At 58.9% G+C, this 21432-nt stretch carries 23 protein-coding genes and 1 other RNA gene; 17 read left to right on the forward strand and 7 right to left on the reverse strand.

Going from position 1 to position 21432, the window contains the following annotated elements:
• Positions 1–279: 279 nt before the first annotated feature.
• Together HY308_12755 and HY308_12760 are read right to left on the reverse strand one after the other, a co-directional pair.
• Positions 280–1731 (reverse strand): TRAP transporter large permease subunit, encoded by a 1452-nt coding sequence (locus tag HY308_12755; GenBank protein MBI3899149.1) that lies wholly within the window; start codon positions 1729–1731, stop codon positions 280–282.
• Positions 1728–2267 (reverse strand): TRAP transporter small permease subunit, encoded by a 540-nt coding sequence (locus HY308_12760; GenBank protein ID MBI3899150.1) that lies wholly within the window; start codon positions 2265–2267, stop codon positions 1728–1730. The genes HY308_12755 and HY308_12760 overlap by 4 nt, the downstream gene beginning before the upstream one ends.
• A 100-nt stretch (positions 2268–2367) precedes the next feature.
• Between HY308_12760 and HY308_12765 the strand changes: the two genes are divergently transcribed.
• A complete protein-coding gene (locus HY308_12765) occupies positions 2368–3468 on the forward strand; it encodes a TRAP transporter substrate-binding protein (protein ID MBI3899151.1) in 1101 nt (366 codons plus the stop codon).
• Between the two features lie 527 nt (positions 3469–3995).
• Here the strand turns inward: HY308_12765 and HY308_12770 are convergent.
• Positions 3996–7454 (reverse strand): pyruvate carboxylase, encoded by a 3459-nt coding sequence (locus HY308_12770; protein ID MBI3899152.1) that lies wholly within the window; start codon positions 7452–7454, stop codon positions 3996–3998.
• A gap of 164 nt (positions 7455–7618) precedes the next feature.
• On the opposite strand from HY308_12770, the gene hisF reads away from it, so the two are divergent.
• From hisF to HY308_12835, 13 genes are all read left to right on the forward strand, one after another.
• Positions 7619–8389 carry an imidazole glycerol phosphate synthase subunit HisF gene (hisF, locus tag HY308_12775; GenBank protein MBI3899153.1) on the forward strand — a complete coding sequence of 257 codons (771 nt, stop codon included), beginning with the start codon at positions 7619–7621 and terminating at the stop codon, positions 8387–8389.
• Between the two features lie 84 nt (positions 8390–8473).
• Positions 8474–8866 carry a phosphoribosyl-AMP cyclohydrolase gene (gene hisI / locus HY308_12780; protein ID MBI3899154.1) on the forward strand — a complete coding sequence of 131 codons (393 nt, stop codon included), beginning with the start codon at positions 8474–8476 and terminating at the stop codon, positions 8864–8866.
• A gap of 2 nt (positions 8867–8868) precedes the next feature.
• Entirely contained in the window at positions 8869–9198 is a 330-nt protein-coding gene (locus HY308_12785) for a phosphoribosyl-ATP diphosphatase (GenBank protein ID MBI3899155.1), read from the forward strand.
• A gap of 138 nt (positions 9199–9336) precedes the next feature.
• Entirely contained in the window at positions 9337–9588 is a 252-nt protein-coding gene (gene tatA / locus HY308_12790; protein MBI3899156.1) for a Sec-independent protein translocase subunit TatA, read from the forward strand.
• A gap of 24 nt (positions 9589–9612) precedes the next feature.
• Entirely contained in the window at positions 9613–10113 is a 501-nt protein-coding gene (gene tatB, locus HY308_12795) for a twin-arginine translocase subunit TatB (protein ID MBI3899157.1), read from the forward strand.
• Positions 10113–10859, forward strand: coding sequence for a twin-arginine translocase subunit TatC (gene tatC / locus HY308_12800; GenBank protein MBI3899158.1), 747 nt, complete (start codon positions 10113–10115; stop codon positions 10857–10859). Before tatB ends, tatC begins: the two co-directional genes overlap by 1 nt.
• Positions 10860–11113: 254 nt before the next feature.
• Positions 11114–11731, forward strand: coding sequence for a ubiquinol-cytochrome c reductase iron-sulfur subunit (gene petA, locus HY308_12805; protein ID MBI3899159.1), 618 nt, complete (start codon positions 11114–11116; stop codon positions 11729–11731).
• Positions 11731–12999, forward strand: a complete 1269-nt coding sequence (locus HY308_12810) for a cytochrome bc complex cytochrome b subunit (GenBank protein ID MBI3899160.1) — start codon at positions 11731–11733, stop codon at positions 12997–12999. Before petA ends, HY308_12810 begins: the two co-directional genes overlap by 1 nt.
• Positions 12996–13772 carry a cytochrome c1 gene (locus HY308_12815; protein MBI3899161.1) on the forward strand — a complete coding sequence of 259 codons (777 nt, stop codon included), beginning with the start codon at positions 12996–12998 and terminating at the stop codon, positions 13770–13772. Before HY308_12810 ends, HY308_12815 begins: the two co-directional genes overlap by 4 nt.
• 116 nt (positions 13773–13888) lie before the next feature.
• A complete protein-coding gene (locus HY308_12820; protein MBI3899162.1) occupies positions 13889–14494 on the forward strand; it encodes a glutathione S-transferase N-terminal domain-containing protein in 606 nt (201 codons plus the stop codon).
• Positions 14495–14503: 9 nt separating this feature from the next.
• Positions 14504–14893 (forward strand): ClpXP protease specificity-enhancing factor, encoded by a 390-nt coding sequence (locus tag HY308_12825; GenBank protein ID MBI3899163.1) that lies wholly within the window; start codon positions 14504–14506, stop codon positions 14891–14893.
• 42 nt (positions 14894–14935) lie between these two features.
• A complete protein-coding gene (locus HY308_12830) occupies positions 14936–15427 on the forward strand; it encodes an O-acetyl-ADP-ribose deacetylase (protein ID MBI3899164.1) in 492 nt (163 codons plus the stop codon).
• A gap of 46 nt (positions 15428–15473) precedes the next feature.
• On the forward strand, positions 15474–15845 hold the full coding sequence (locus tag HY308_12835; protein ID MBI3899165.1) for a DUF2784 domain-containing protein: 372 nt from the start codon (positions 15474–15476) through the stop codon (positions 15843–15845).
• On the opposite strand, the gene rfaE2 is transcribed toward HY308_12835, so the two are convergent.
• From rfaE2 to HY308_12855, 4 genes are read right to left on the reverse strand one after another with little or no spacing between them, the layout of a single operon-like run.
• Positions 15842–16318 carry a D-glycero-beta-D-manno-heptose 1-phosphate adenylyltransferase gene (gene rfaE2 / locus HY308_12840; protein MBI3899166.1) on the reverse strand — a complete coding sequence of 159 codons (477 nt, stop codon included), beginning with the start codon at positions 16316–16318 and terminating at the stop codon, positions 15842–15844. The two genes, HY308_12835 and rfaE2, sit on opposite strands and share 4 nt — an antisense overlap.
• Before the next feature lies 1 nt (position 16319).
• A complete protein-coding gene (locus HY308_12845; GenBank protein ID MBI3899167.1) occupies positions 16320–16943 on the reverse strand; it encodes a phosphoheptose isomerase in 624 nt (207 codons plus the stop codon).
• A 13-nt stretch (positions 16944–16956) separates the two neighbouring features.
• Positions 16957–17382 (reverse strand): YraN family protein, encoded by a 426-nt coding sequence (locus HY308_12850; GenBank protein ID MBI3899168.1) that lies wholly within the window; start codon positions 17380–17382, stop codon positions 16957–16959.
• A gap of 7 nt (positions 17383–17389) precedes the next feature.
• A complete protein-coding gene (locus HY308_12855) occupies positions 17390–19258 on the reverse strand; it encodes a penicillin-binding protein activator (GenBank protein ID MBI3899169.1) in 1869 nt (622 codons plus the stop codon).
• Here HY308_12855 and rsmI point away from each other — a divergent pair.
• The 3 genes from rsmI to mraZ all read left to right on the forward strand — a co-directional run bounded on the left by rsmI (position 19257) and on the right by mraZ (position 21431).
• A complete protein-coding gene (rsmI, locus tag HY308_12860) occupies positions 19257–20168 on the forward strand; it encodes a 16S rRNA (cytidine(1402)-2'-O)-methyltransferase (protein MBI3899170.1) in 912 nt (303 codons plus the stop codon). The two genes, HY308_12855 and rsmI, sit on opposite strands and share 2 nt — an antisense overlap.
• 40 nt (positions 20169–20208) lie before the next feature.
• Positions 20209–20561, forward strand: an RNA gene (rnpB, locus tag HY308_12865) — RNase P RNA component class A.
• Positions 20562–20975: 414 nt separating this feature from the next.
• Positions 20976–21431, forward strand: coding sequence for a division/cell wall cluster transcriptional repressor MraZ (mraZ, locus tag HY308_12870; protein MBI3899171.1), 456 nt, complete (start codon positions 20976–20978; stop codon positions 21429–21431).
• Position 21432: the final 1 nt, after the last annotated feature.

Consider the following 21432-nt stretch of genomic DNA (forward strand, 5'->3'; position numbering starts at 1 on the left):
AATATCCAATCCGATCACCGCTGCGTTAGTATTCATCTGGGCTCCACCTCCTGACGATAGCGCGTTGACCGATTCAACCCGCTTGGCGCATTGTGACGCCGTTGAGTAAGGGGGTGGAGTCCATTGCATTAGGGTGGGCAACGCCTTTTTGCCCACCCTACATTTTTTTATTCCCTCCCCTGCGCAGCGGGGGGTGAGGCAGAGTTTTCGCGAGTGTCCGGTGGACACTCGCGCCGCCGAACGGGCGCGCTGAAGTTAGCGCGCACTGGGCGGGAATGGTTAGGGTGGGGGCGTTTGTGGTTGTTGTTCGTTCCAGTGCGATTCCGGTGTCGATATGTCGCTACCGTCCAACGGCTGATATTCCGGTCTCGGAATTTCAATCTTATCGATATCAATCGTTGGACTCTGCTCGACCCAGCTCGTCACCAAGCCCGGCCAGAAGATGACGACCAAAACCATCACCAGCTGCAGCCCCACCCACGGCAACGCGCCGAGGTAGATCTCGCTGCTCTTCACTTGCTTCGGCGCGATGCCGCGTAAATAACACAATGCGAAACCGAACGGCGGATGCATGAATGACGTCTGCATGTTCACGCATAACAACACGCCGAACCAAATTAAGTCGATGCCCATGTTGGCGGCAACGGGAGCGAGCATCGGCACGATGATGAAGGCGATCTCGAAGAAATCGAGGAAGAACGCCAAGAAAAATACGAATAGGTTAACGAATACCAGGAAGCCGACGACGCCGCCGGGTAACGACGATAAGTGATGCTCGATCCAGCGGCTGCCGTCCACACCCTGGAATACCAGACTAAAAATGGTCGAGCCGATCAGAATGAAAATCACCATGGCGGTGATGCGCATGGTGGTTTCCATGCCTTGTTGCACCAGCGGCCACGACAAGCGTTTGTGCAGCGCCGCCAAAACCAGGGCGCCGACGGCGCCCATGGCGCCGGCTTCGGTCGGGGTCGCCAAGCCCATGAAAATGGTGCCGAGTACGAGGAAGATCAGTACCAGCGATGGCACCATGCCCCACAGCACGCGTTTGATCAGCGGCCAACCGTGCAGTGCGCGTGCCGACTTCGGTAGCGGCGGTACCCACTGCGGTTTAATCAGCGAGATGACGAAGATATAAACGATGAACAACAGTGTTTGCAGGATCGACGGGCCGATGGCGCCGGCGTACATATCGCCGACCGAGCGGCCGAGTTGATCGGCAAGCACGATCAGCACCAGTGAGGGTGGAATCAGTTGCGTGATCGTGCCGGACGCAGCGATCACACCGGTCGCGGTCTTCATGTCGTAGCCGTAGCGCATCATGATCGGCAACGAGATCATGCCCATGGCGATGACCGAGGCAGCGACTGTGCCGGTGATGGCGCCGAGAATCGCGCCGACGATGATGACGGCGTAGGCGAGGCCGCCGGGCACCGGCCCGAATAATTGACCGGTTCCTTCGAGCAGGTCCTCGGCCAGACCGCAGCGCTCGAGGATCGCGCCCATGAAAGTAAAGAACGGAATCGCCAGCAGCAGCTCGTTCGACAAAATACCGAACACGCGCAGCGGCAACGCCTGTAAGAAATCGACGGTGAAGAAGCCGAGTTTGATACTGACGAAAGCGCTGACCAAGCCCAGTGCCGCCAGCGAAAATGCCACCGGATAGCCGAGCAGCATGACGATCACCAGCGCGCCGAACATCAACGGCGGCATCATTTCGACCGTGATCATTGCAGCGGTCGCTCGTAATGCGTGTCCATCGAGTAGCGACCGGTCAGAAAGCCGATGCGCTTGATGACTTCAGCGACGCCTTGTAACGACAACAGCGTGAAGCCGAGCGGCAGCAACAACTTAACCCACCACAACGTGAGGCCGCCCGGGTTGGCCGAGATCTCGTCGAGACGATACGAGTTGACGAAGAACGGCCACGCGAACCATGCCAACAGCACCGTCGCCGGCAACAGGAACAGCAGGCAACCGATCAAGTCGATCCAGGCGCAAACTCGCGGCGGCAAGCGGTTGTAAAAAATGTCGACGCGCACATGTTCGTTCAGCTTGAGCGTGTAAGACGCACCTAGCATGACGATACCGGCGAACAGATACCACTGCACCTCGAGCCACGCGTTCGAGCTCATGTGCAGCGCGTAGCGCACCAGTGCGTTGCCGGCACTGATCAAACACGCCAGCAGCACCGCCCAGTTCGCCAGCTTGCCGAAGCCCTTGTTCAGCGTGTCGATAGCACCGGCGATTTTCAACAGTAAATCCATAGCTACTCCTTGTGGGTGCTCCGGCGGAACGTGACTATAGTCAATGACGGTTCAGATATGCTATTAGCCGTCACCACGTTGTCACCACCAAGGAGGAAAAATGACCGACAAGAATAGACGCTCGTTCCTGAAGCAAGCCGGTGCCGGCGTGGCCGTAGGCGCCGCCACCGTTACCGGTGCGGCGATCGCCGCGGAATCGCCGGCGGTCAAATGGCGTTTGGCATCGAGCTTTCCGGAGAGTTTGGACACTATTTATGGTGGTGCGCAATATTTGGCGGAACGCGTGCGCAAGCTCACCGACGGTAAGTTCGACATCCAAGTGTTTGCCGCCGGCAAGATCGTGCCGGGACTGCAAGTCCTGGAAGCAGTGCAGAACGCGACGGTGCAGTGCGGTCATACCGCGAGTTACTACTTCGTCGGCAAGAACAAGGCGTTTGCGTTCGACTGCGCGATTCCGTTCGGTCTGACGGCGCGCCAGCAAAATGCCTGGATGTACTATGGCAACGGTTTGAAGCTCACGCGCGAGTTCTTCGCCGACTACAACATTCTCAATTTCCCGGGCGGCAACACCGGCACGCAAATGGGCGGCTGGTTCCGCAACGAAATCAAATCGGTCGCCGATCTCAAAGGCATCAAGATGCGGATTCCCGGCTTCGGCGGTGAGATCATGTCGAAGCTCGGCGTCATTCCGCAAACGCTGGCCGGCGGTGACATCTATCCGGCGTTGGAAAAGGGTACGATTGATGCCACCGAATGGGTCGGCCCGTACGACGACGAGAAGCTCGGCTTCTATAAGGTCGTTAAGAACTATTACTACCCGGGTTGGTGGGAACCGGAGGCACAGCTGTCGTTGTACGTGAACGCCAAAGAGTGGGATAAGTTACCGAAGCCCTATCAAGAAGCGTTCAGCAGCGCTGCCGCCGAAGCCAATCAATACATGACCGCCGAGTACGACTCGAAAAATCCGCTGGCGATTCAACGTTTGCTCGGTTACGGCGTGAAGCTGCATCGTTATCCGCAAGACGTGATGGTGGCGGCTTACAAGATTGCGTTCGAGCTGTTCGAGGACGAGGCCGGCAAAAATCCGGCGTTCAAGAAGATCTACACCGACTGGCTCAAGTTCCGCGGCACGGTACAACCGTGGCATGGATTGGCCGAGCATACGATGGAGAATTTCTTGTATACGACGGCGCGGAAGTAAATCGTTTAGTTGATGGCGATAAGCCTCGTGGATGAAAGTACCACGGCTTCGCAAGCGTGCAGGATGGAGAACAGCAACCACAACAACAACCGCCCCCACCCTAACCATTCCCGCCCAGTGCGCGCTAACTTCAGCGCGCCCGTTCGGCGGCGCGAGTGTCCACCGGACACTCGCGAAAACCCCGCCTCACCCCCCGCTGCGCAGGGGAGGGGATGAAAAGCAAACGCAAAACCGACTAGGCCGTTAGTTACATAACACCCGCCGCCACCGATCCATTCCCTCCTCCGCCCTAGCGGGGGAGGGTTAGGGTGGGGGGTGAGTGAAATGGGTAGTTGCAGTTGCTGTCAGACATAGTTAGTGAGCCAAAAGCGAGAAGCGCAGGATGCTTTGCGCCACCCCGGGGGGTGCTTTCTTTTGGTTACTTTTCTTTGCACAAGCAAAGAAAAGTAACCCTGGGTGCGGGGCGGAGCATCCCGCTGAATATATTTATTACCCTCGACAGACATCGCCCCAACGGGGCGATTCAACTATCCCTCCAATTCCACCAACAAATCTTTAGCAACAATCGTCTTCCCCGGCTTCACGTACACATGCTTCACCACACCGTCCCGCGTCGCCCGTACCATCGTTTCCATCTTCATCGCTTCAATCGACACCAACGGATCGCCGGCATGCACACGCTGTCCCGCTTTGACAGCGACCGTCACCACCATACCCGGCATCGGCGCACCGACATGCTTAGCGTTATCGTCCTGCGCCTTCGGATGCGCAGCAGCGGTAGACACCAGCCCGGCTTTGGGTACGCGGATCAAGCGCGGCTCGCCGTTCAGCTCGAAGAACAATTTCACGTCGCCGTCCTCATCCGGCTCGGCGCGGCCTTGCAGGCGGACGATGAGCGACTTGCCTTTGTCGATGTCGATCACAATCTCTTCGTGATCGCGTAAGCCGTAAAAGAACACCGGCGTCGGCAACTCGCTAATGCTGCCGTAATGTTTCTGATGCTCGGCGAAATCCTTGAACACGCGCGGATACATGAGATGCGATGCCAAGTCTTGATCGCTCGGCTTACGGCCGATAATCGTGGCCAGCTGCGTGCGCGTTTTGTCGAGATCGACCGGCGGCAAATGCGCGCCGGCACGACCGGACAGCGGCGGCTGGCCTTTTAAGACTTTGCGTTCGAGCGCTTTCGGAAAGCCATCGGCCGGAAACCCAAGCTCGCCTTTGAACAACGACACCACCGACTCGGGGAAGGCGATATCTTTGTCCGGGTTCTTCACGTCATCCGGCGTGAGATCGTTCGCCACCATGTACAACGCCATGTCGCCGACCACCTTCGACGTCGGCGTCACTTTGACGATATCGCCGAACAGCAAATTCACGTCGGCGTAGGCGCGCGATACTTCCGGCCAGCGATGTTCCAGGCCCATCGCGCGTGCCTGTTCGCGCAGGTTGGTGTACTGACCGCCGGGCATCTCGTGCTTGTAGACATCGGCGGTACCGGAACGGATGTCAGCCTCGAACGGCTCGTAAAAGCGGCGCACGCCTTCCCAGTAATTCGAGATCGACTGCATCGCATCGAGATTGACGCCGGCATCGCGCTCGGAGCCGGCGAGAGCGGCGGCGATCGCGCCCAAGTTCGGCTGCGACGTCAGGCCGCTCATCGAGTCGAGCGCGCCATCGACGGCGTCGACGCCAGCGTCGACGGCCGCAAGCACTGAGGCGGCGGCGATGCCGCTGGTGTCGTGTGTGTGGAAATGGATCGGCAGGCCGACCTCTTGCTTCAATGCCCGCACCAACTCGCGTGCGGCGCGCGGCTTGCAAACGCCGGCCATGTCTTTGATACCGAGAATGTGCGCGCCGGCCTTTTCCAATTGCTTGGCCATATCGACGTAGTACTTCAAGTTGTACTTCGGCCGCTTGGCGTCGAACAAATCGCCGGTGTAGCAAATCGTGCCTTCGCATAGCGCGCCGGCTTCGCGTACCGCGTCCATGGCGACGCGCATGTTGTCGACCCAATTGAGCGAGTCGAACACGCGGAACACGTCGACGCCGCTCTTAGCCGCTTGCTCGACGAAATAACGCACGACGTTGTCGGCGTAGTTCGTGTAGCCGACAGCGTTCGATGCGCGCAGCAGCATCTGCAGCAAAATATTCGGCACACGTTCGCGCAGGCCGGTCAGGCGTTCCCACGGATCTTCCTTCAGGAAACGCATCGCCACGTCGAATGTCGCGCCGCCCCAGCATTCGAGCGAGAACAGCTGCGGCAACAGCCGCGCGTAGTACGGTGCGATCTCGAGCATGTCCTTGGTACGCATGCGCGTCGCGAACAGCGACTGGTGCGCATCGCGCATGGTCGTGTCGGTTAGCAGCACGCGTTGTTGCTGTTTCATCCACTGTGCGAATTTTTCCGGGCCGAGCTCGCGCAGCCGATGGCGCGTGCCCGGCGGAATCGGTTGCGTCAAATCGAACGCCGGCGGTGTCGCGCGGGTGAGATGGCCGGCCTGCCAAGCGGCCGGCGCTTCGCGACCTTTCATCTCCGGATTGCCGTTGACCGCGACTTCGCCGATGAAGCGCAGCAAGCGCGTGGCACGGTCGCGGCGCAGCGGAAACTGGAACAACTCCGGCGTCGTATCGATGAAGCGTGTCGTGCACTCGCCGTTGCGGAACAACGGGTGATCGATAACGTTTTCGAGAAATTGCAGATTGGTTGAAACGCCGCGGACGCGGAACTCGCGCAGTGCGCGGTTCATGCGCTGGATAACTTCTTCCGGCGTCTGCGCCCAGGTCGTGACTTTCACCAACAGCGAGTCGTAATACGGCGTGATGACCGCGCCGGCGTAGGCGGTGCCGCCGTCGAGGCGCACGCCGAAACCGGCGGCGCTGCGATAGGCGGTGATGCGACCGTAATCCGGCGTGAAGTTGTTTTCCGGATCTTCGGTGGTAACACGGCACTGCAGCGCGTGTCCCATCAAGCGAATGCCGTCTTGTAATGGCACGCCGGCGTCGCCGCCGATGCGTGCGCCTTCGCTGACGCGGATCTGGCTCTTGACGATATCGATGCCGGTGACGACTTCGGTGACGGTATGCTCGACTTGGATGCGCGGATTGACCTCGATGAAATAGAACTCATCGGTGTCGGCGTCCATCAGAAATTCGACGGTGCCGGCGTGCGTGTAATTGACAGCACGCGCGAGCTTGAGCGCGGCGTCGCATAATTTTTGTCGCTTAGCTTCGGCGAGGTACGGCGCCGGCGCGCGCTCGACCACTTTTTGATTGCGCCGCTGCACCGAGCAGTCGCGCTCGTAGAGATGGACGACGTTGCCGTAGGTATCGCCGAGGATTTGCACTTCAACGTGGCGCGCACGGCGCACCAGTTTTTCGAGGTACACCTCGTCGTTGCCGAACGCCGCCAGCGCTTCGCGCCGGGCAATGTCCAGTTGCTCCGCCAGATCGGCTTCGGCTTCGATCGTACGCATGCCGCGGCCGCCGCCGCCCCAGCTCGCCTTCAGCATCAGCGGGTAGCCGACCTTGGCGGCGGCGCGTTTGACCTCGGCGATGTCGCGCGATAGCGCGCCGGTCGCCGGAATCACCGGCACGCCGGCGGCGATCGCGGCGTTGCGCGCGGCGACTTTGTTGCCGAGCGTACGCATGACCTCGGGCGTCGGGCCGACGAAGGCGATGCCATGGGCGGCGCAAGCCGCGGCAAACTCCGGGTTCTCCGACAGAAAGCCGTAACCGGGGTGGATGGCGTCGACTTTCGCCTGCTTGGCGATATGGACGATGTCGTTGATATCGAGGTAGGCCTGAATCGGCTTTTTGCCGGCGCCGACCAGGTAACTCTCGTCGGCCTTGAACCGATGCAGCGAGAAGCGGTCTTCGTTGGCGTAGATCGCAACCGTGCGAATGCCCATTTCCGCTGCCGCGCGCATGACGCGGATAGCGATTTCGCCGCGATTGGCGACCAGCAGGCTCTCAATTTTCGTCATGAATGTCTCTGGAATCGGCGGAAATGAGTGGGGTCGATCCTATCAAATAACTCAGCTAGCGCTTTTGTTAAAAAGACGTCGCAATTACAACAATCGGCCGCCGTCGTCGGTCGGCGCCGCATTTTTTGCTCTAAAGCACACGCACGGTACGTTAGAATCGCGCTATGGGCCTAGCAAAACGCGTCATCCCTTGCCTCGACGTTGATAATGGTCGTGTGGTTAAGGGCGTCAAGTTCGTCGAAATCCGCGATGCCGGCGATCCGGTCGAGATCGCGCGCCGGTACGACGAGCAGGGGGCGGACGAGATCACCTTTCTCGATATCACCGCCAGCAGCGATAACCGCGGCACGATGGTGCATGTGGTCGAGCGTATGGCCGACCAGGTGTTCATTCCGCTCACCGTCGGCGGCGGTATTCGCACCGTCGACGACGTCCGGCGCATGTTGAACGCCGGTGCCGACAAAGTATCGATCAATACCGCTGCGGTTACTGACCCCGATTTCGTCAAACGCGCGGCTGATCGTTTCGGTGCGCAGTGCATCGTTGTCGCGGTCGATGCCAAACAGACGCAGACGGGCCCGGCGCCGCGCTGGGAGGTCTACACCCACGGCGGCCGGCGGGCGACCGGCCTCGACGTCATCGAATGGGCCGCGCGCATGGCGGCGTACGGCGCCGGCGAAATCCTGTTGACCAGCATGGATCGTGACGGCACTAAGAATGGCTTCGATTTACCGCTGACACGGGCGGTGGCCGATGCCGTGAGCGTGCCGGTGATTGCTTCCGGTGGTGTCGGCAATCTCGACCACTTGGTAGCTGGGGTGCGTGAAGGCGCCGCCGATGCGGTGTTGGCGGCTAGTATTTTCCATTTTGGCGAGTACACCGTCGGCCAAGCGAAGCAGCGTATGGCGGAGGCCGGTCTTGAGGTACGAAGATAGCCAAGCCACCCTAATTATTCCCCGCGTTAAAAACGCGAAGATGGAATTAAGAGGGGGATAGCCTCTGCTATCATGGTTCAACCTATGAGTGACTCCTGGCTCGACAACGTAAAGTGGGGAAACGATGGCCTCGTCCCTGCTATTGCTCAAGACGCCGGCACCGGTAAGGTGCTGACGCTGGCGTGGATGAATCGCGAGTCGTTGGCGGCAACTGCGCTCGAGGGCCGGGCGGTGTACTGGTCGCGTTCACGCGCCAAGTTATGGCGCAAGGGTGAAGAATCGGGGCACGTGCAGCGAATTCGCGAAATTCGCCTGGATTGCGACAACGACGCGGTCCTGTTGTTGGTCGAACAACTGGGCGGTATCGCTTGTCATACCGGTCGGGAAAGCTGTTTTTATCAGCGCCTGACCCAGGACCAGTGGGCCGCGGTCGAGCCGGTATTGAAGCCGGCCCGGGAAATTTATGGCAAGAAATAGCGATGTCAGATACTTTAAGTAAGGTGGCAGCGATGCTCGAGGCGCGCAAGGGTGCAGCGCCGGAGACGTCGTATGCCGCCAGCCTCTATGCCAAAGGGCTCGATGCCATACTTAAGAAGATCGGCGAAGAGGCGACGGAGACGGTAATTGCGGCCAAAGGCGGAGAGCGGTCGCAGTTGATCCACGAGGTCGCTGACCTCTGGTTTCACACCCTGGTGTTGCTGGCGCAGCAAGGACTCAAACCGGACGACATCTTGCAGGAGCTCGATCGGCGATTGGGCCGGTCCGGGCTCGAGGAAAAGGCGTCGCGTGCGTTGAAAGACCCGCGGTAACTTTTAATATTTCCCTCCTCCGTTGTGGGAAGGGAAGGAGAGCGGGCTTCGAAATGGCCCCCTCTCCCCATCCCTCCCCCGCAAGGGGGGAGGGAGAGCAGGTTCGCTAACGCGGTTCATTTGATCTGGAGATATCGCATGGGTAGCTGGAGTATTTGGCATTGGTTGATCGTTCTGGTCGTAGTGATGCTGGTTTTCGGCACCAAGAAGCTCGGCAATATTGGCGGTGATTTGGGCTCAGCCATCCGCAATTTCAAAAAGGCAGTGAAGGACGGCGAGCAGGAAGACGAGAAGCAAGCGCCGGCGCCGGCCGAGCCGCCGCGATTCGCTAACAGCGGTCGCGTGATCGACGCCGAAGTCACCACTACCAAGGACAAGAGCAAGGCCTAAGCGCGCAGACGGCGCGCCGCTCGTATGTTTGACGTCGGTTTTTCCGAGTTGCTGATCGTTGGCCTAGTCGCACTACTGGTGCTCGGTCCAAAACGGTTGCCCGAAGTTGCCAGCACCGCTGGGCGCTGGCTCGGGCGGTTGCGGGCGTTTATGGCGGATGCCAAACGCGATTTGGACCGTGAGATTCAGCAGGCGAATATACCCGAGTGGCAGCAGCTGACGGGCGAGTTGGACGATGCGCGCCGGTTGATGGACGAAACATCGGCGCAGTTATCGCACGATCTTGCCAGTGCTGTGCCGAATGCCAGCGATATCGGCGTTCCGTCGATTGCACCGCCGGCTGCCGAGCCAGCGGCAGTCGAAGCCGTAGCAGCGGAAGAGAGTGCTGCCGCCGTACCCAAGAAGGCGAAGGCTCGCCGCAAAACGGCAGTTCGTAAACCGAAGGCCGTTACTAAGAAGAAAAGCGTCCAGGCGCCGGAAGTTGCAGACGCCGAACCCGAAGTTAAACCCGAAATCAAAGAGTAATACCGGTGGCTGAGACCGACGAGGTCAGCGGCACGCTCATTTCGCACCTGCTCGAGCTGCGCAATCGCATTCTGTATGCGGTGATTGCCGTCGCCGTCGTGTTCATTGGGTTGGTGCCGTGGTCGAACGACGTTTACACGCTGTTGGCGCAACCGCTGCTGGCGGTATTGCCGGCCGGCGCCAGCATGATCGCCACCGACGTGGCCTCGCCATTCCTCACACCGATTCGATTGACGGCGATGGTATCGGTCGCAATCGCGGCGCCGATTCTGCTCTATCAGATTTGGGCATTTGTCGCGCCGGGGTTGTATAAGCACGAGCGCCGGTTGGTCGTGCCGCTGGTGGTATCGAGCGTTGTGCTGTTTTACAGCGGCATGGCATTCGCCTATTTCGCGGTATTTCCGGTGGTGTTCAAGTTTTTTGTCGGCACCGTCCCGGAAGGCGTGATGATGATGCCATCCATCTCGGCCTATCTCGATTTTGTTTTCTCGCTGTTCTTCGCGTTTGGCATTGCCTTCGAGGTACCGGTGGCCGTCGTCATTTTGGTCTACATGGGCGTCGTCAGCCCCGAGGCGCTGAGTGAGAAGCGACCGTACGTAATTGTCGGGATCTTTATCGCCGCCGCCATTTTGACGCCGCCGGACGTGCTATCGCAGTTGTTATTGGCGGTGCCGATGTGCTTACTGTATGAGGTCGGCGCATTGGTGGCGCGCCGGATCCACAAGCGTTCGCCCCGGCCCGAGTAGGCGCCGGACAATCGGCAGGGGGATTAGTCAGGCAGCGATAAAATAATTGCAAAGTGGTTCGGCCGCGCCTAACTCCGATAGAATCCACCTTCTTGGCCGCGCGGATCATGGCGTTTCGCTTGACTAGAACCAGGCCTTATATGATCCTATGCCGCCTTTTTTAGCCTAGAAGTACATGCCAACACACCAAGTTTCTACGCCGGCCGATTTATCGCCCGGTAAGATTATTACGTTCGAAAATTTCAGGGGGTTTCATGAGCGCTGAGGGTGTCGATCCGCGTCGCCGGCGATTGCTGGTAGCGACGACGGGTCTTGGATTGGTCGGGGCTGCATTTGCAGCTACACCCTTCGTTAAGAGCATGCTGCCGAGTGCGCGTGCGCGTGCCGCCGGTGCGCCGGTTGAAGTCGATATCAGCAAGCTCGAGTCGGGCCAGCTGATCACCGTCGAATGGCGCGGTAAGCCGGTCTGGATCGTGCGGCGCACGCCAGAGATGTTGGAATCCCTGAAGCAGGACGAAGGGATTCTGGCTGATCCGCAGTCGACGGTCGTGTCGCAGCAGCCGGCGTACGCCAAGAACCCGGGACGCTCGATTAAGCCAGAGGTGTTGGTGCTGGTCGGTATCTGTACCCATCTCGGTTGCTCGCCCGACAAGCGCCTCACCGCTGGTGCTACCTCTGGTCTCGGCGACAACTGGCCGGGTGGTTTCTTCTGCCCGTGCCACGGCTCTAAGTTCGACCTCGCCGGCCGCGTGTTCAAGAACGTGCCGGCGCCGACCAACCTGGTGGTGCCGCAGCACAGCTACCTGAGCGACAGCCGCGTTCTCATCGGCGTCGATCCGAAAGATCAGAAAGATCAGAAAGGAGCCGCCTAATGAAGCCGAGCGAAAGTAAAGGATTGGTCGGCTGGGTCGATGAGCGCTTCCCGCTGACCGAGACCTGGGAGCTACACGCTTCCAAGTACTCCACGCCGAAGAACTTCAACTTCTGGTACTACTTCGGCTCGCTGGCGCTGGTGGTGTTGGCGATGCAGATCCTGACGGGCATCTTCCTGACGATGCATTACAAGCCGGACACCGGCTTGGCGTTCTCGTCGGTCGAGTACATCATGCGCGACGTCGAGTACGGTTGGTTGCTGCGTTACCTGCATTCGACCGGCGCATCGATGTTCTTCGTCGTCGTCTATCTCCACATCTTCCGGGCGTTCTTATACGGTTCGCACCGCGGTCCGCGTGAGTTGCTGTGGATCATCGGTGTCGTCATCTTCATCGTGCTGATGGCCGAGGCGTTCATGGGCTATCTGCTGCCGTGGGGCAACATGTCTTACTGGGGCGCGCAGGTAATTATCTCGCTGTTCGACGCTATCCCGGTCGTTGGTCCTGGTCTGTCCGAGTGGATCCGCGGCGACTTCGTCGTATCCGATGCCACGTTGAATCGCTTCTTCTCGTTGCATGTTATCGCCATGCCGATCGTGTTGATCCTGTTGGTATTCATCCACATCGTCGCCCTGCACAAGGTCGGCTCGAACAATCCGGACGGCATCGAAATCAAGAAGAACAAAGGTCCGAATGGTTTGCCGCTCGACGGTATTCCGATGCATCCGTACTTCACGTTGAAGGATCTGGTCGGCACGACCGTGTTCTTGATGATTTTCTCGGCCATCGTGTTTTTCTGGCCGGAAATGTCTGGCTGGTTTCTGGAGCACGATAACTTCACGCCGGCGAATATCCTGCAGACGCCGGTCGACATCACGCCGCTTTGGTACTTCACACCGTTCTATTCGATCCTGCGCGCCAACACGATTAACTTTCTCTGGGTTAACGCGAAGATCTGGGGCGTGTTGTTCATGGGGCTTTCGATCGCGGTCCTTTTCTTAGTGCCGTGGCTCGATCGCTCGCCGGTGAAGTCGATCCGTTATCGTGGCTGGATGTACAAAACCGCGTTGGCGATCTTCACCGTAAGTTTCTTTGTTCTCGGCTATCTCGGAACCAAGAAGCCGGACGACATCGATTTGTTTCTCTTCAAGAACGTGTACTGGGCGCAGCTTGGTACCGTGCTGTATTTCGCATTCTTCTTCTTGATGCCGATCTACACGAAGTTAGACAAAACTAAACCGGTGCCGGAGAGGGTGACGTCCAAATGAGAAAGCTTCTATTAGTGCTCATGCTGGCCCTGGTGCCGGCCGCTGCCTTCGCCGGTGGCCGTGGCGAGGCGCATCTCGACCCGGTCAAGATCGACTTGGGCGACAAGCCGTCACTGCAGCGCGGCGCGCGCATCTTCGTCAACTATTGCCTGTCGTGTCACAGCGCTGCTTACATGCGCTACAACCGTATGGGGAAAGACCTCGGTATCTCTGAAGAGTTGGTAGAAGAAAACCTGCTGTTCGCCGCCGACAAGGTCGGGGACCTCATGAAGGCAGTTATGCCGAAGGATGAGGCCAAGGCAACCTTCGGTGTAGCGCCGCCAGATCTCACGCTGGTAGCGCGTTCGCGCGGTCCGGAGTGGGTTTACACTTACATGCGCAGCTTCTACCGCGATGATAAGTCGGTTTCCGGCTGGAACAATATGGTCTTCCCGCATGTTGCCATGCCGCACGTGTTGTACGAGTGGCAAGGCGAGCAACGGCCAGTTTACAAGATCGAGAAGCAGACGACGCACGTTGAGCAAGACGGCAAGCAGGTCGAGAAGGTCGTCGAGACGTCGGTGTTCGAGAAGTTCGAGCTGGCGAAGCCTGGTACCATGAAGCCGGCCGAGTACGATCGCTCGATGCGCGATCTGACGAACTTCCTCGTGTATTTGGGTGAACCCGCCAAGCTCGATCGTTATCGTATCGGCGGTTATGTGTTGCTATTCCTCGCCATATTCCTGGTCTTCGCTTATCTGCTGAAGAAGGAATACTGGAAAGACGTCCACTAGTTGTCCGTTCACCACCGCCGTGCGTTATGCGCGGCGGTGCTTTTGAAGGCCCGGAGTCCGCGTATATGACCGTAGAACGTACTTTTGATCCATTGGTGCCGGCGGCGCGTAAGCCGATTATGACGCTGTATGCCGGTCTGTCCGACCCCTACAGCCATCGCACCCGCATCGTGTTGTTCGAAAAAGATGTCGAGTGCCAAATTGTTGATGTCGATATCAGCAAGAAGCCGCAAGAGTTGGCGGATCTCAATCCGTACAACCAGGTTCCGACCATGGTCGACCGCGATTTGGTGCTGTACGAATCGAACATCATCAACGAGTACCTCGACGAACGGTTGCCGCATCCGCCGTTGATGCCGGTCGATCCGGTGTCGCGCGCCCGTGCGCGTTTGATGTTGCTGCGCTTCGATCGCGATTGGTACAGCTTGATCCCGGACATCACCGGCGGCGACAAGAAAGTCGGCCTGCGTGCCCGTACGATCATCCGCGACGGTTTGGCGGTGATCTCGCCGATCTTCAAGGACCAGCAATTCGTCCTGGGCGAAGAGCTGAGTTTGGTCGATTGCGCGCTGGCGCCATTGTTGTGGCGTCTACAGATTTACGAAATCGAGTTACCGAAGCAGGCCAAACCGATCCTCGACTATGCCGAGCGCCTATTTGCGCGTAAGGCGTTCAAGCTCAGCCTGACTGAGCCTGAAAAGGAAATGCATAAGCCGGTTTAGGCCGCCGCCATGACGCCGTTAAAGCTTTACTTGCTGCGTGCTGTCTACGACTGGACGGTCGAAGGCGGCCTTACTCCGCATGTGATCGTCGATGCCGGTCAACCCGAGGTCAGCGTTCCATCGGCGTATGTGCAGGACGGCAAGATCGTATTGAATGTCGCTGCCCGAGCCGTACAACACTTTGAGCTGACCGAGCAAGCGCTGTCGTTTTCCGCTCGCTTCGGCGGCCGACCGTTCAATGTGTTTTGCCCGCTCGCCGCTATTCGCGCCATCTATGCGCGCGAGAACGGCCAGGGGATTGCATTTCCCGAAGCCGAAGAAGCCACACCGAGTACGCCGCCGGATGTCACTCCGCCACCGGTACCGCGCAAGGGTCCGGTGCTTAAGCGCATCAAGTAACCGGGCGATAATGGGCGCCCGTTCGCGTTCGGAGTCGCCCGTATGATTCGCGTCCTGCAAGCCGATATCACGACGCTCAAGGTCGGGGCCATCGTCAATGCCGCCAATGAAACGTTGCTCGGCGGTGGCGGTGTCGACGGCGCGATTCATCGCGCCGCCGGTCCCGAGCTGCTAGCACATTGCCGGAGACTTGGCGGTTGCCCGACCGGTGAAGCGAAAATTACGCCCGCCTTTAAACTTCCCGTTCAATGGATCATCCACACGGTTGGGCCGGTTTGGCGCGGTGGTGACCATCACGAAGCGACGTTGCTAGCCAACTGTTATCGCCATTCATTGGAGTTGGCGTTGACGCATGCCGTCGGTTCCATTGCGTTTCCGTCGATCAGCACTGGCGTCTATCGTTACCCGAAGGAAGAGGCGGCGCGCATTGCGGTGTCGGTGCTGCGCGAGTACGAGCGTCGCTTCGAGGAGATCATCGCTTGTTGCTTCAGTGCCGGGGATCAGGCGATGTATGAGCGCTTGTTGCGGGAGTAGTAACGCTTGTTGGTCTCTTGACGCATCTAATTAACACAACGCCTTCATGTTAGCTGATGTCATCCTCGTTACTCATGCCCTCATCGTCGGTTTTATTGCGCTCGGCTTTGTCGTTATCCCGCTCGGAAATTTGTGCCACTGGCGTTTTGTGCGCCACCGCTCACTGCGATTGCTGCATCTCGGTGGTATCTTGTTTGTTGCCGCCGAAGCACTGCTAGGCATCACATGTCCGTTGACAGTATGGGAAGACGCGCTGCGCGGCGCCACCGATGGCGATGGTGGATTTATCGTGCGTTGGCTGTCGTGGCTGCTCTACTACAACGTGCCGCTTTGGATATTCTCACTGATCTATGTGGTGGCAGCGTTGCTGGCGCTTTCGTTATGGCGCTGGGTGCCGGTCGAACGGAAGCGGGACTAGTTGCGGATACGGCGCAGTAGATCCGTTGTCGAACGTTCAAAGCGGAACGGAATCGAATGTGTTTTGCCGCCGTAAGATTGAACGACGTCATGACCGACGATCTTGTCGATCGACCAATCGCCACCTTTGACGAGATGCTCCGGACGAATACGTTGGATGAGCTCGAGCGGCGTGTCGTCGTCGAACGGTACCACCAGCGAAACACTTTCGAGTGACGCCAAGATCGCTAGGCGATCGTCGAGCGGATTGATGGGCCGATCGCTGCCCTTGTCCAGGCGTTTGACCGACGCGTCGGTATTAACACCAACGATTAGACTGGCACCGAGCGCGCGCGCTTCTTCGAGATACGTCACGTGCCCGCGGTGCAGAATGTCGAAGCAACCATTGGTGAACACCAGCGGTCGTGGCAGTGCCGCGAGACGCGCGGCCAGCTCGTTGCTGTCGCGGGCGATTTTTTGGCTGGCTCGAATCAATCTACAACTGGCCCAGAAGTTGATGATCGATGAGGTCGCATAGGCAGTGGATCACCAGGCCATGCACTTCTTGAATGCGCGCGGTCGATGGACCGACGACGCAGATGTTGACGTCGTCGTCGTCGAGTAGACTCGAGAGCTCGCCGCCCTGGCGGCCGTTGAGTGCCACCACTACCATGCCGCGCTCATGCGCCGCTTCAACCGCACGCAATACATTCGGCGAATTGCCTGACGTCGTGATGCCGAGCAACACATCGCCGGGTTGACCGAGCGCGCGCACTTGCTTGGCAAAAATACTTTCGAAGTTGTAGTCGTTGGCGATCGACGTCAGTGTTGACGCATCGGTGGTGAGGGCGATGCCGGGCAAGCCCGGACGTTCACGCTCGAAACGGTTCAGTAACTCGGCCGAGAAGTGCTGCGCGTCCGCGGCCGAACCGCCGTTACCGCAGGCGAGAATTTTTCGATCGGACAACAACGCTTGGCCCATATGTTCGGCGGCCGTTGCAATCAGCGGCGCTAGCGGCTCCATCGAGTCGCGTAGCGTCATGACGCTTTCTTGGAAGTGATGCTTAACCCGGGCGATCAAAATTTCCGGACTGGTTGTTTTTACGCTGACTCGGCTCATAGGAGGATTGTCGCTAGAAGGCATCTTGCAGCCATTCCAATTGATGGGCCCCGGAAGGCGCGGGAGTGATCGCTACGATATCAAATCGGCACGGCCGATTGGAGGCCCGTCGATCATGCTGCAAAAAATGTTCGGCGGTCGCCCGTAGTCGTGCTTGCTTGCGGTTGCCGACGGTTTCGGCCGGCATACCGTAATCGACGCGCCCGCGAAAGCGAACCTCGACGAATACCAGCACTTGTCCCTGCTCCATCACTAGGTCGATTTCGCCGAACGGCGTTCGGTAGTTGCGTGCGAGCAGGGCAAGACCGGCGTGTTCCAGATGCGCGGCGGCGAGCGCTTCGGCGGTGGCGCCGTCGCGTTGTTTCGTTGTCGGCGGGCGCGGTGCCGGTCGCCGGCGAGCGAAGCGCTGAAGTACGCCGCGAAGCCGATCGCTTGGCATCTCCGCGTCAACGGGCGTCGAGCAGGCGCGGCACGCCGTTACGGAACTTGGCCCACGCCAGTTGCCGTTGCAGGCGACCTTCCGAATCCAGGCTCAAGCCGCTGGTAACGCCGGCGAAGCGTGCGGAATTCTCCGTGCTGATGCGGTTCAACTGCGACAGGATCGCGTAGCTATCCATGCCAAGCGCGTACAGCCGGTCGAGCTCGGTGTGCGCGTAGCGCCAGTCGGTTTGTAATTGCCGCAGCTCGGCGTAGCGACCGCTGTTGATCAGCATCCACGGCATGTCGCCGAACTGAATACCGTCGAGGTCGGCGTCCTGCGCCGGATCGGGCCTACCGGCGTAGATGTCGGACGTGGCGTATACCGGGATGTCGCCGGCATGAAAATAGTTGAGCTGCGGTTTGATCAGTCGCGCATGGCGCGGCTTAGCGGCCAGGAACAAGCACTGAATATCGTGACGCGGCCGCGGATCGAATTGCAGTCGCTGACCGATGCGGCGTTCAATCAGTGCACGCCGCTCTTCGCTTTGCACGATATTGAGCAGTTGCTTGATCGGTCCTGAAAAATCGACCTCGTTTTCGTTATAGCCATGGCTGGCCTGCACCAATCCACCGAGTCGCTGCCAATGACCGCTGAAGGCGGTGCTCATACGCTCGCCCCAGGCACCGGTTGGATAAAGCATCGCCGCTTGCCGGCAGCCATCGAGGTAAGCCCGCTCGGCCGCCTCGCGCGCTTCTTGCTCGGGTGGCAGGCCGAATTGAAACAGGCGTGCCGCGCCGGCAGGTTTTTCATCGGTATGACTCAGTAACAGTGTCGGTGCACCGAGATTCGCCTGGCGCACAATCGTATCGGTGGCCTCGCGGCCGAGCGGGCCGACGATGACTTGTGCGCCTTCGCGTACCGCGCGGTCGTACACTTGCGGCGCTAACGCGGGGTTAGCGCCGAGATCGTAAATAGTCACTTTGGGGCGCTCGGCTTCCGGTGTCGTCGAATGCATCGCCAGAAAACCATCGCGCACGGCTTGGGCCGCTAATGCGTAGTCGGAAGTCAGCGGTAGCAGCAGGGCAATGTGTTCGATCCGGCCAGTGATCGCCGGTGCGCCGACCGTCAAGCTATCGAGCAACGGTTTGCCGGCTGGATGTTGCGGGTAATGGGCACGCCATTCGGCGATGCTGTGGGTGATTGCGGTAGCGTTCTTGGCGTTGTCGCGTGTCGTTAACGCCAGCTCGATCCAACCGGCGATCACCGGATCGCGCGCTTGCGCGAGTTCGGCGCGCAGTTTGTCTTGCGGTACCGATTCGAGCGCGCGCCACAACTTCATCTGATTGTCGGCGACGGCGGCGTCAGCGTGTAGGTATTGTTCGCGTTGCGCGAGTTGTTGAGTGGCGGCGAACGGGCGATTGAGCGCGAGTTCGGCTTGTGCCCGCGCTTCGTAGAGATCGGCTTGCACGGCGGGATTGAGGCCACTGCTGCGCGCAGCGCTGTCGAGAACAACGACGGCCTTTGCCGGTGCGCCGTCGGCGAGCGCTAAACGTGCTTCAAGAATACGTTTGCGGGCGATGATGTCTGGGGCTAGCCCGTTGACCGAAATCGTGTCGAGTTTTTCATGCGCCGACTTTAACCAGCCGCCTTTGATCAAAGACTCGACCGCGTTCAACAGATACGTTTGCTTTTGCGGGGGATGTGCCGTTTCCGCCAGTTGCTCGAACTGGCGCGCCGCGACCACATACTCGCCGCTGTTCTTGGCTCGTTCCGCTGTTTCTACCGACGCGGGTTCGATCGTCGACGTTGCCGCCGGCGCCATCGGAAATGTCGTACAACCGATGAGTAGTAACGCTGTGCCCAGCGTACCGAGCCATGAGCGAGTGGCGTGCATGTTAAGATGGGTGTTGGACGCTGAGAGCAGTGGGGGCATCGTGTCAAACCTGACGGCGGCGTTGTATGTGGTGGCGACGCCCATCGGCAATCTTGAAGATATCTCCGCGCGTGCGCTCGAAGTGCTCGCGCACGTCGACCTGATCGCCGCTGAAGATACGCGGCACAGTACTAAGCTGCTGCAGCACTATGGGATTCCTACCAAGCTAACGAGCGTCCATGAACATAACGAGCGCAAGCAAGTACCTATATTGATTGAGGCATTGCGCGCCGGTAAGTCTATCGCACTCATCAGCGATGCCGGTACCCCCCTGTTAAGCGATCCTGGATTTCAACTCGTACGTGCCGCCCGCATCGCCGGTATTCGTGTCGTGCCGGTGCCAGGTCCGTGCGCGGCAATTGCCGCATTGTCGGTCGCCGGCTTGCCGACCGATCGTTTCGCCTTCGAAGGGTTTCCGCCGCCGCGTGAAGCGGCGCGCCGAGCGGCGTTCGAGGCGGTAAAAAGCGAGACGCGCACGCTCGTCTACTACGAAAGCGCACATCGTATCGTGGCGTCGCTCGTCGACATGGTTAGCGTTTTCGGCGGTGAGCGATTGGCCGTCATCGGTCGTGAGTTGACGAAGAAATTCGAGACGATCCTCGAAGGCACACTTGCCGATTTGCAGGCGTTGGTACAGCGTGAGGCGAATGAGCAGCTCGGTGAATTTGTCGTGCTCATCCATGGCGCCGCTGATGTTGCGATCGCCCCACAGGATGCCGAAGCCGAGCGCGTGTTGCGAATATTGCTCGAATCGGTGTCGTTGAAGGAGGCGGTGAACTTAGCCGCGCGCCTGACAGGAATGCACAAAAATCCGTTGTATGAGCGTGCCCTGGCGTTAAAGCGTGATTTAGCGACTGATGCTGACGCGTAATTGCGGGTTTCCTTAGGCAGGATGCGATAAAATACCGCCCGGAGTCAGCCAGACAGTCGCTCTGCCTTCAGTGGCGGAGAGGAAAGTCCGGGCTCCATAGGGCAGGGTGCCAGGTAACGCCTGGGCGGCGCGAGCCGACGGAAAGTGCCACAGAAAATATACCGCCTAAGCCTTCTCACGAAGGCCGGTAAGGGTGAAAAGGTGCGGTAAGAGCGCACCGCGCGGGTGGCAACATCTCGTGGCAGGGCAAACCCCACCCGGAGCAAGACCAAATAGGGGAACTATGGTGCGGCCCGTACCGTTCCCGGGTTGGTTGCTTGAGGCGCACGGCGACGTGCGTCCCAGACGAATGACTGTCCTCGACAAAACCCGGCTTATCGGCTGACTCCACACTTTTTTGTTGTGTAGGAACGTACTATTCCGTCCTACACAACGGCGGGTCGGAGCGGTAACGAACCCCAATTAACGCGTTTGTACCGGCGAATGAGCCACCAGCGCTCGGCGGTGTCTTCTGAGCTCAAGTTTGAGCGAGCACTTTAAGTTAGTTTTCTAATCCACTGTTTTTACTCGCCCTGTCGGCGCTGATTTTGCGCGTCAAGGCCATCTTTTTTGTACGAATTTCCGCCTAGCCTATCTGAATACCGGTCGTCGGTTCGACAACCGCGCTAACGTTTTGTCTTTCAAGGAAGAAGCTGACGCGCGATCACAACAATTCCTTGACGGCTTTTACTGCGAGCCACTATAGTGTCTGTAGGTGGGGAATAGTGGATTTTTGTGGTTTACAGCGGGAGAAAGGGGAAATAAATGATGTTTCGCGGGGTCAACGCGCTCCAACTCGATAGCAAGGGTCGCCTTGCTATACCGACGCGTTATCGCGAGACACTGATACGTCAATGTAATGGCCAGATGATCATGACGGTTGATCGTGATCGCTGCCTATTGCTTTACCCCTTACCCGACTGGGAAGAAATCGAACGCAAGCTGGTCAAATTGCCAAGCTTCAACAAGCAAGCGCGTCGGCTCCAACGTTTGCTGATGGGGCATGCTACCGAGTGCGACCTCGATGCTTCCGGCCGTATTCTGGTACCACCCCCGTTGCGGGAATTCGCCGGCCTCAACAAGTCTGTGGTGTTGATTGGTCAGGGAAATAAATTCGAACTTTGGAGTGAAGAAGTGTGGAACGTGCGCCGTGCGGAGTGGTTAGCCGCCGGTGACGACGACGGCGGCGATTTGCCGCCGGATCTCGAATCATTGTCGCTGTAGA

The sequence above is a fragment of the Gammaproteobacteria bacterium genome, assembly GCA_016199745.1.
Taxonomy (GTDB): Bacteria; Pseudomonadota; Gammaproteobacteria; order Acidiferrobacterales; family Sulfurifustaceae; genus JACQFZ01.

Excerpts from the sequence above, each read along its gene's own strand:
- HY308_12755 (MBI3899149.1), bottom strand. The coding sequence starts at position 1,731 with ATGATCACGGTCGAAATGATGCCGCCGTTGATGTTCGGCGCGCTGGTG.
- HY308_12760 (MBI3899150.1), bottom strand. The coding sequence starts at position 2,267 with ATGGATTTACTGTTGAAAATCGCCGGTGCTATCGACACGCTGAACAAG.
- HY308_12765 (MBI3899151.1), top strand. The coding sequence starts at position 2,368 with ATGACCGACAAGAATAGACGCTCGTTCCTGAAGCAAGCCGGTGCCGGC.
- HY308_12770 (MBI3899152.1), bottom strand. The coding sequence starts at position 7,454 with ATGACGAAAATTGAGAGCCTGCTGGTCGCCAATCGCGGCGAAATCGCT.
- hisF (MBI3899153.1), top strand. The coding sequence starts at position 7,619 with ATGGGCCTAGCAAAACGCGTCATCCCTTGCCTCGACGTTGATAATGGT.
- hisI (MBI3899154.1), top strand. The coding sequence starts at position 8,474 with ATGAGTGACTCCTGGCTCGACAACGTAAAGTGGGGAAACGATGGCCTC.
- HY308_12785 (MBI3899155.1), top strand. The coding sequence starts at position 8,869 with ATGTCAGATACTTTAAGTAAGGTGGCAGCGATGCTCGAGGCGCGCAAG.
- tatA (MBI3899156.1), top strand. The coding sequence starts at position 9,337 with ATGGGTAGCTGGAGTATTTGGCATTGGTTGATCGTTCTGGTCGTAGTG.
- tatB (MBI3899157.1), top strand. The coding sequence starts at position 9,613 with ATGTTTGACGTCGGTTTTTCCGAGTTGCTGATCGTTGGCCTAGTCGCA.
- petA (MBI3899159.1), top strand. The coding sequence starts at position 11,114 with ATGAGCGCTGAGGGTGTCGATCCGCGTCGCCGGCGATTGCTGGTAGCG.
- HY308_12810 (MBI3899160.1), top strand. The coding sequence starts at position 11,731 with ATGAAGCCGAGCGAAAGTAAAGGATTGGTCGGCTGGGTCGATGAGCGC.
- HY308_12815 (MBI3899161.1), top strand. The coding sequence starts at position 12,996 with ATGAGAAAGCTTCTATTAGTGCTCATGCTGGCCCTGGTGCCGGCCGCT.
- HY308_12825 (MBI3899163.1), top strand. The coding sequence starts at position 14,504 with ATGACGCCGTTAAAGCTTTACTTGCTGCGTGCTGTCTACGACTGGACG.
- HY308_12830 (MBI3899164.1), top strand. The coding sequence starts at position 14,936 with ATGATTCGCGTCCTGCAAGCCGATATCACGACGCTCAAGGTCGGGGCC.
- HY308_12835 (MBI3899165.1), top strand. The coding sequence starts at position 15,474 with ATGTTAGCTGATGTCATCCTCGTTACTCATGCCCTCATCGTCGGTTTT.
- HY308_12845 (MBI3899167.1), bottom strand. The coding sequence starts at position 16,943 with ATGAGCCGAGTCAGCGTAAAAACAACCAGTCCGGAAATTTTGATCGCC.
- HY308_12850 (MBI3899168.1), bottom strand. The coding sequence starts at position 17,382 with ATGCCAAGCGATCGGCTTCGCGGCGTACTTCAGCGCTTCGCTCGCCGG.
- rsmI (MBI3899170.1), top strand. The coding sequence starts at position 19,257 with ATGTTAAGATGGGTGTTGGACGCTGAGAGCAGTGGGGGCATCGTGTCA.
- HY308_12855 (MBI3899169.1), bottom strand. The coding sequence starts at position 19,258 with ATGCACGCCACTCGCTCATGGCTCGGTACGCTGGGCACAGCGTTACTA.
- mraZ (MBI3899171.1), top strand. The coding sequence starts at position 20,976 with ATGTTTCGCGGGGTCAACGCGCTCCAACTCGATAGCAAGGGTCGCCTT.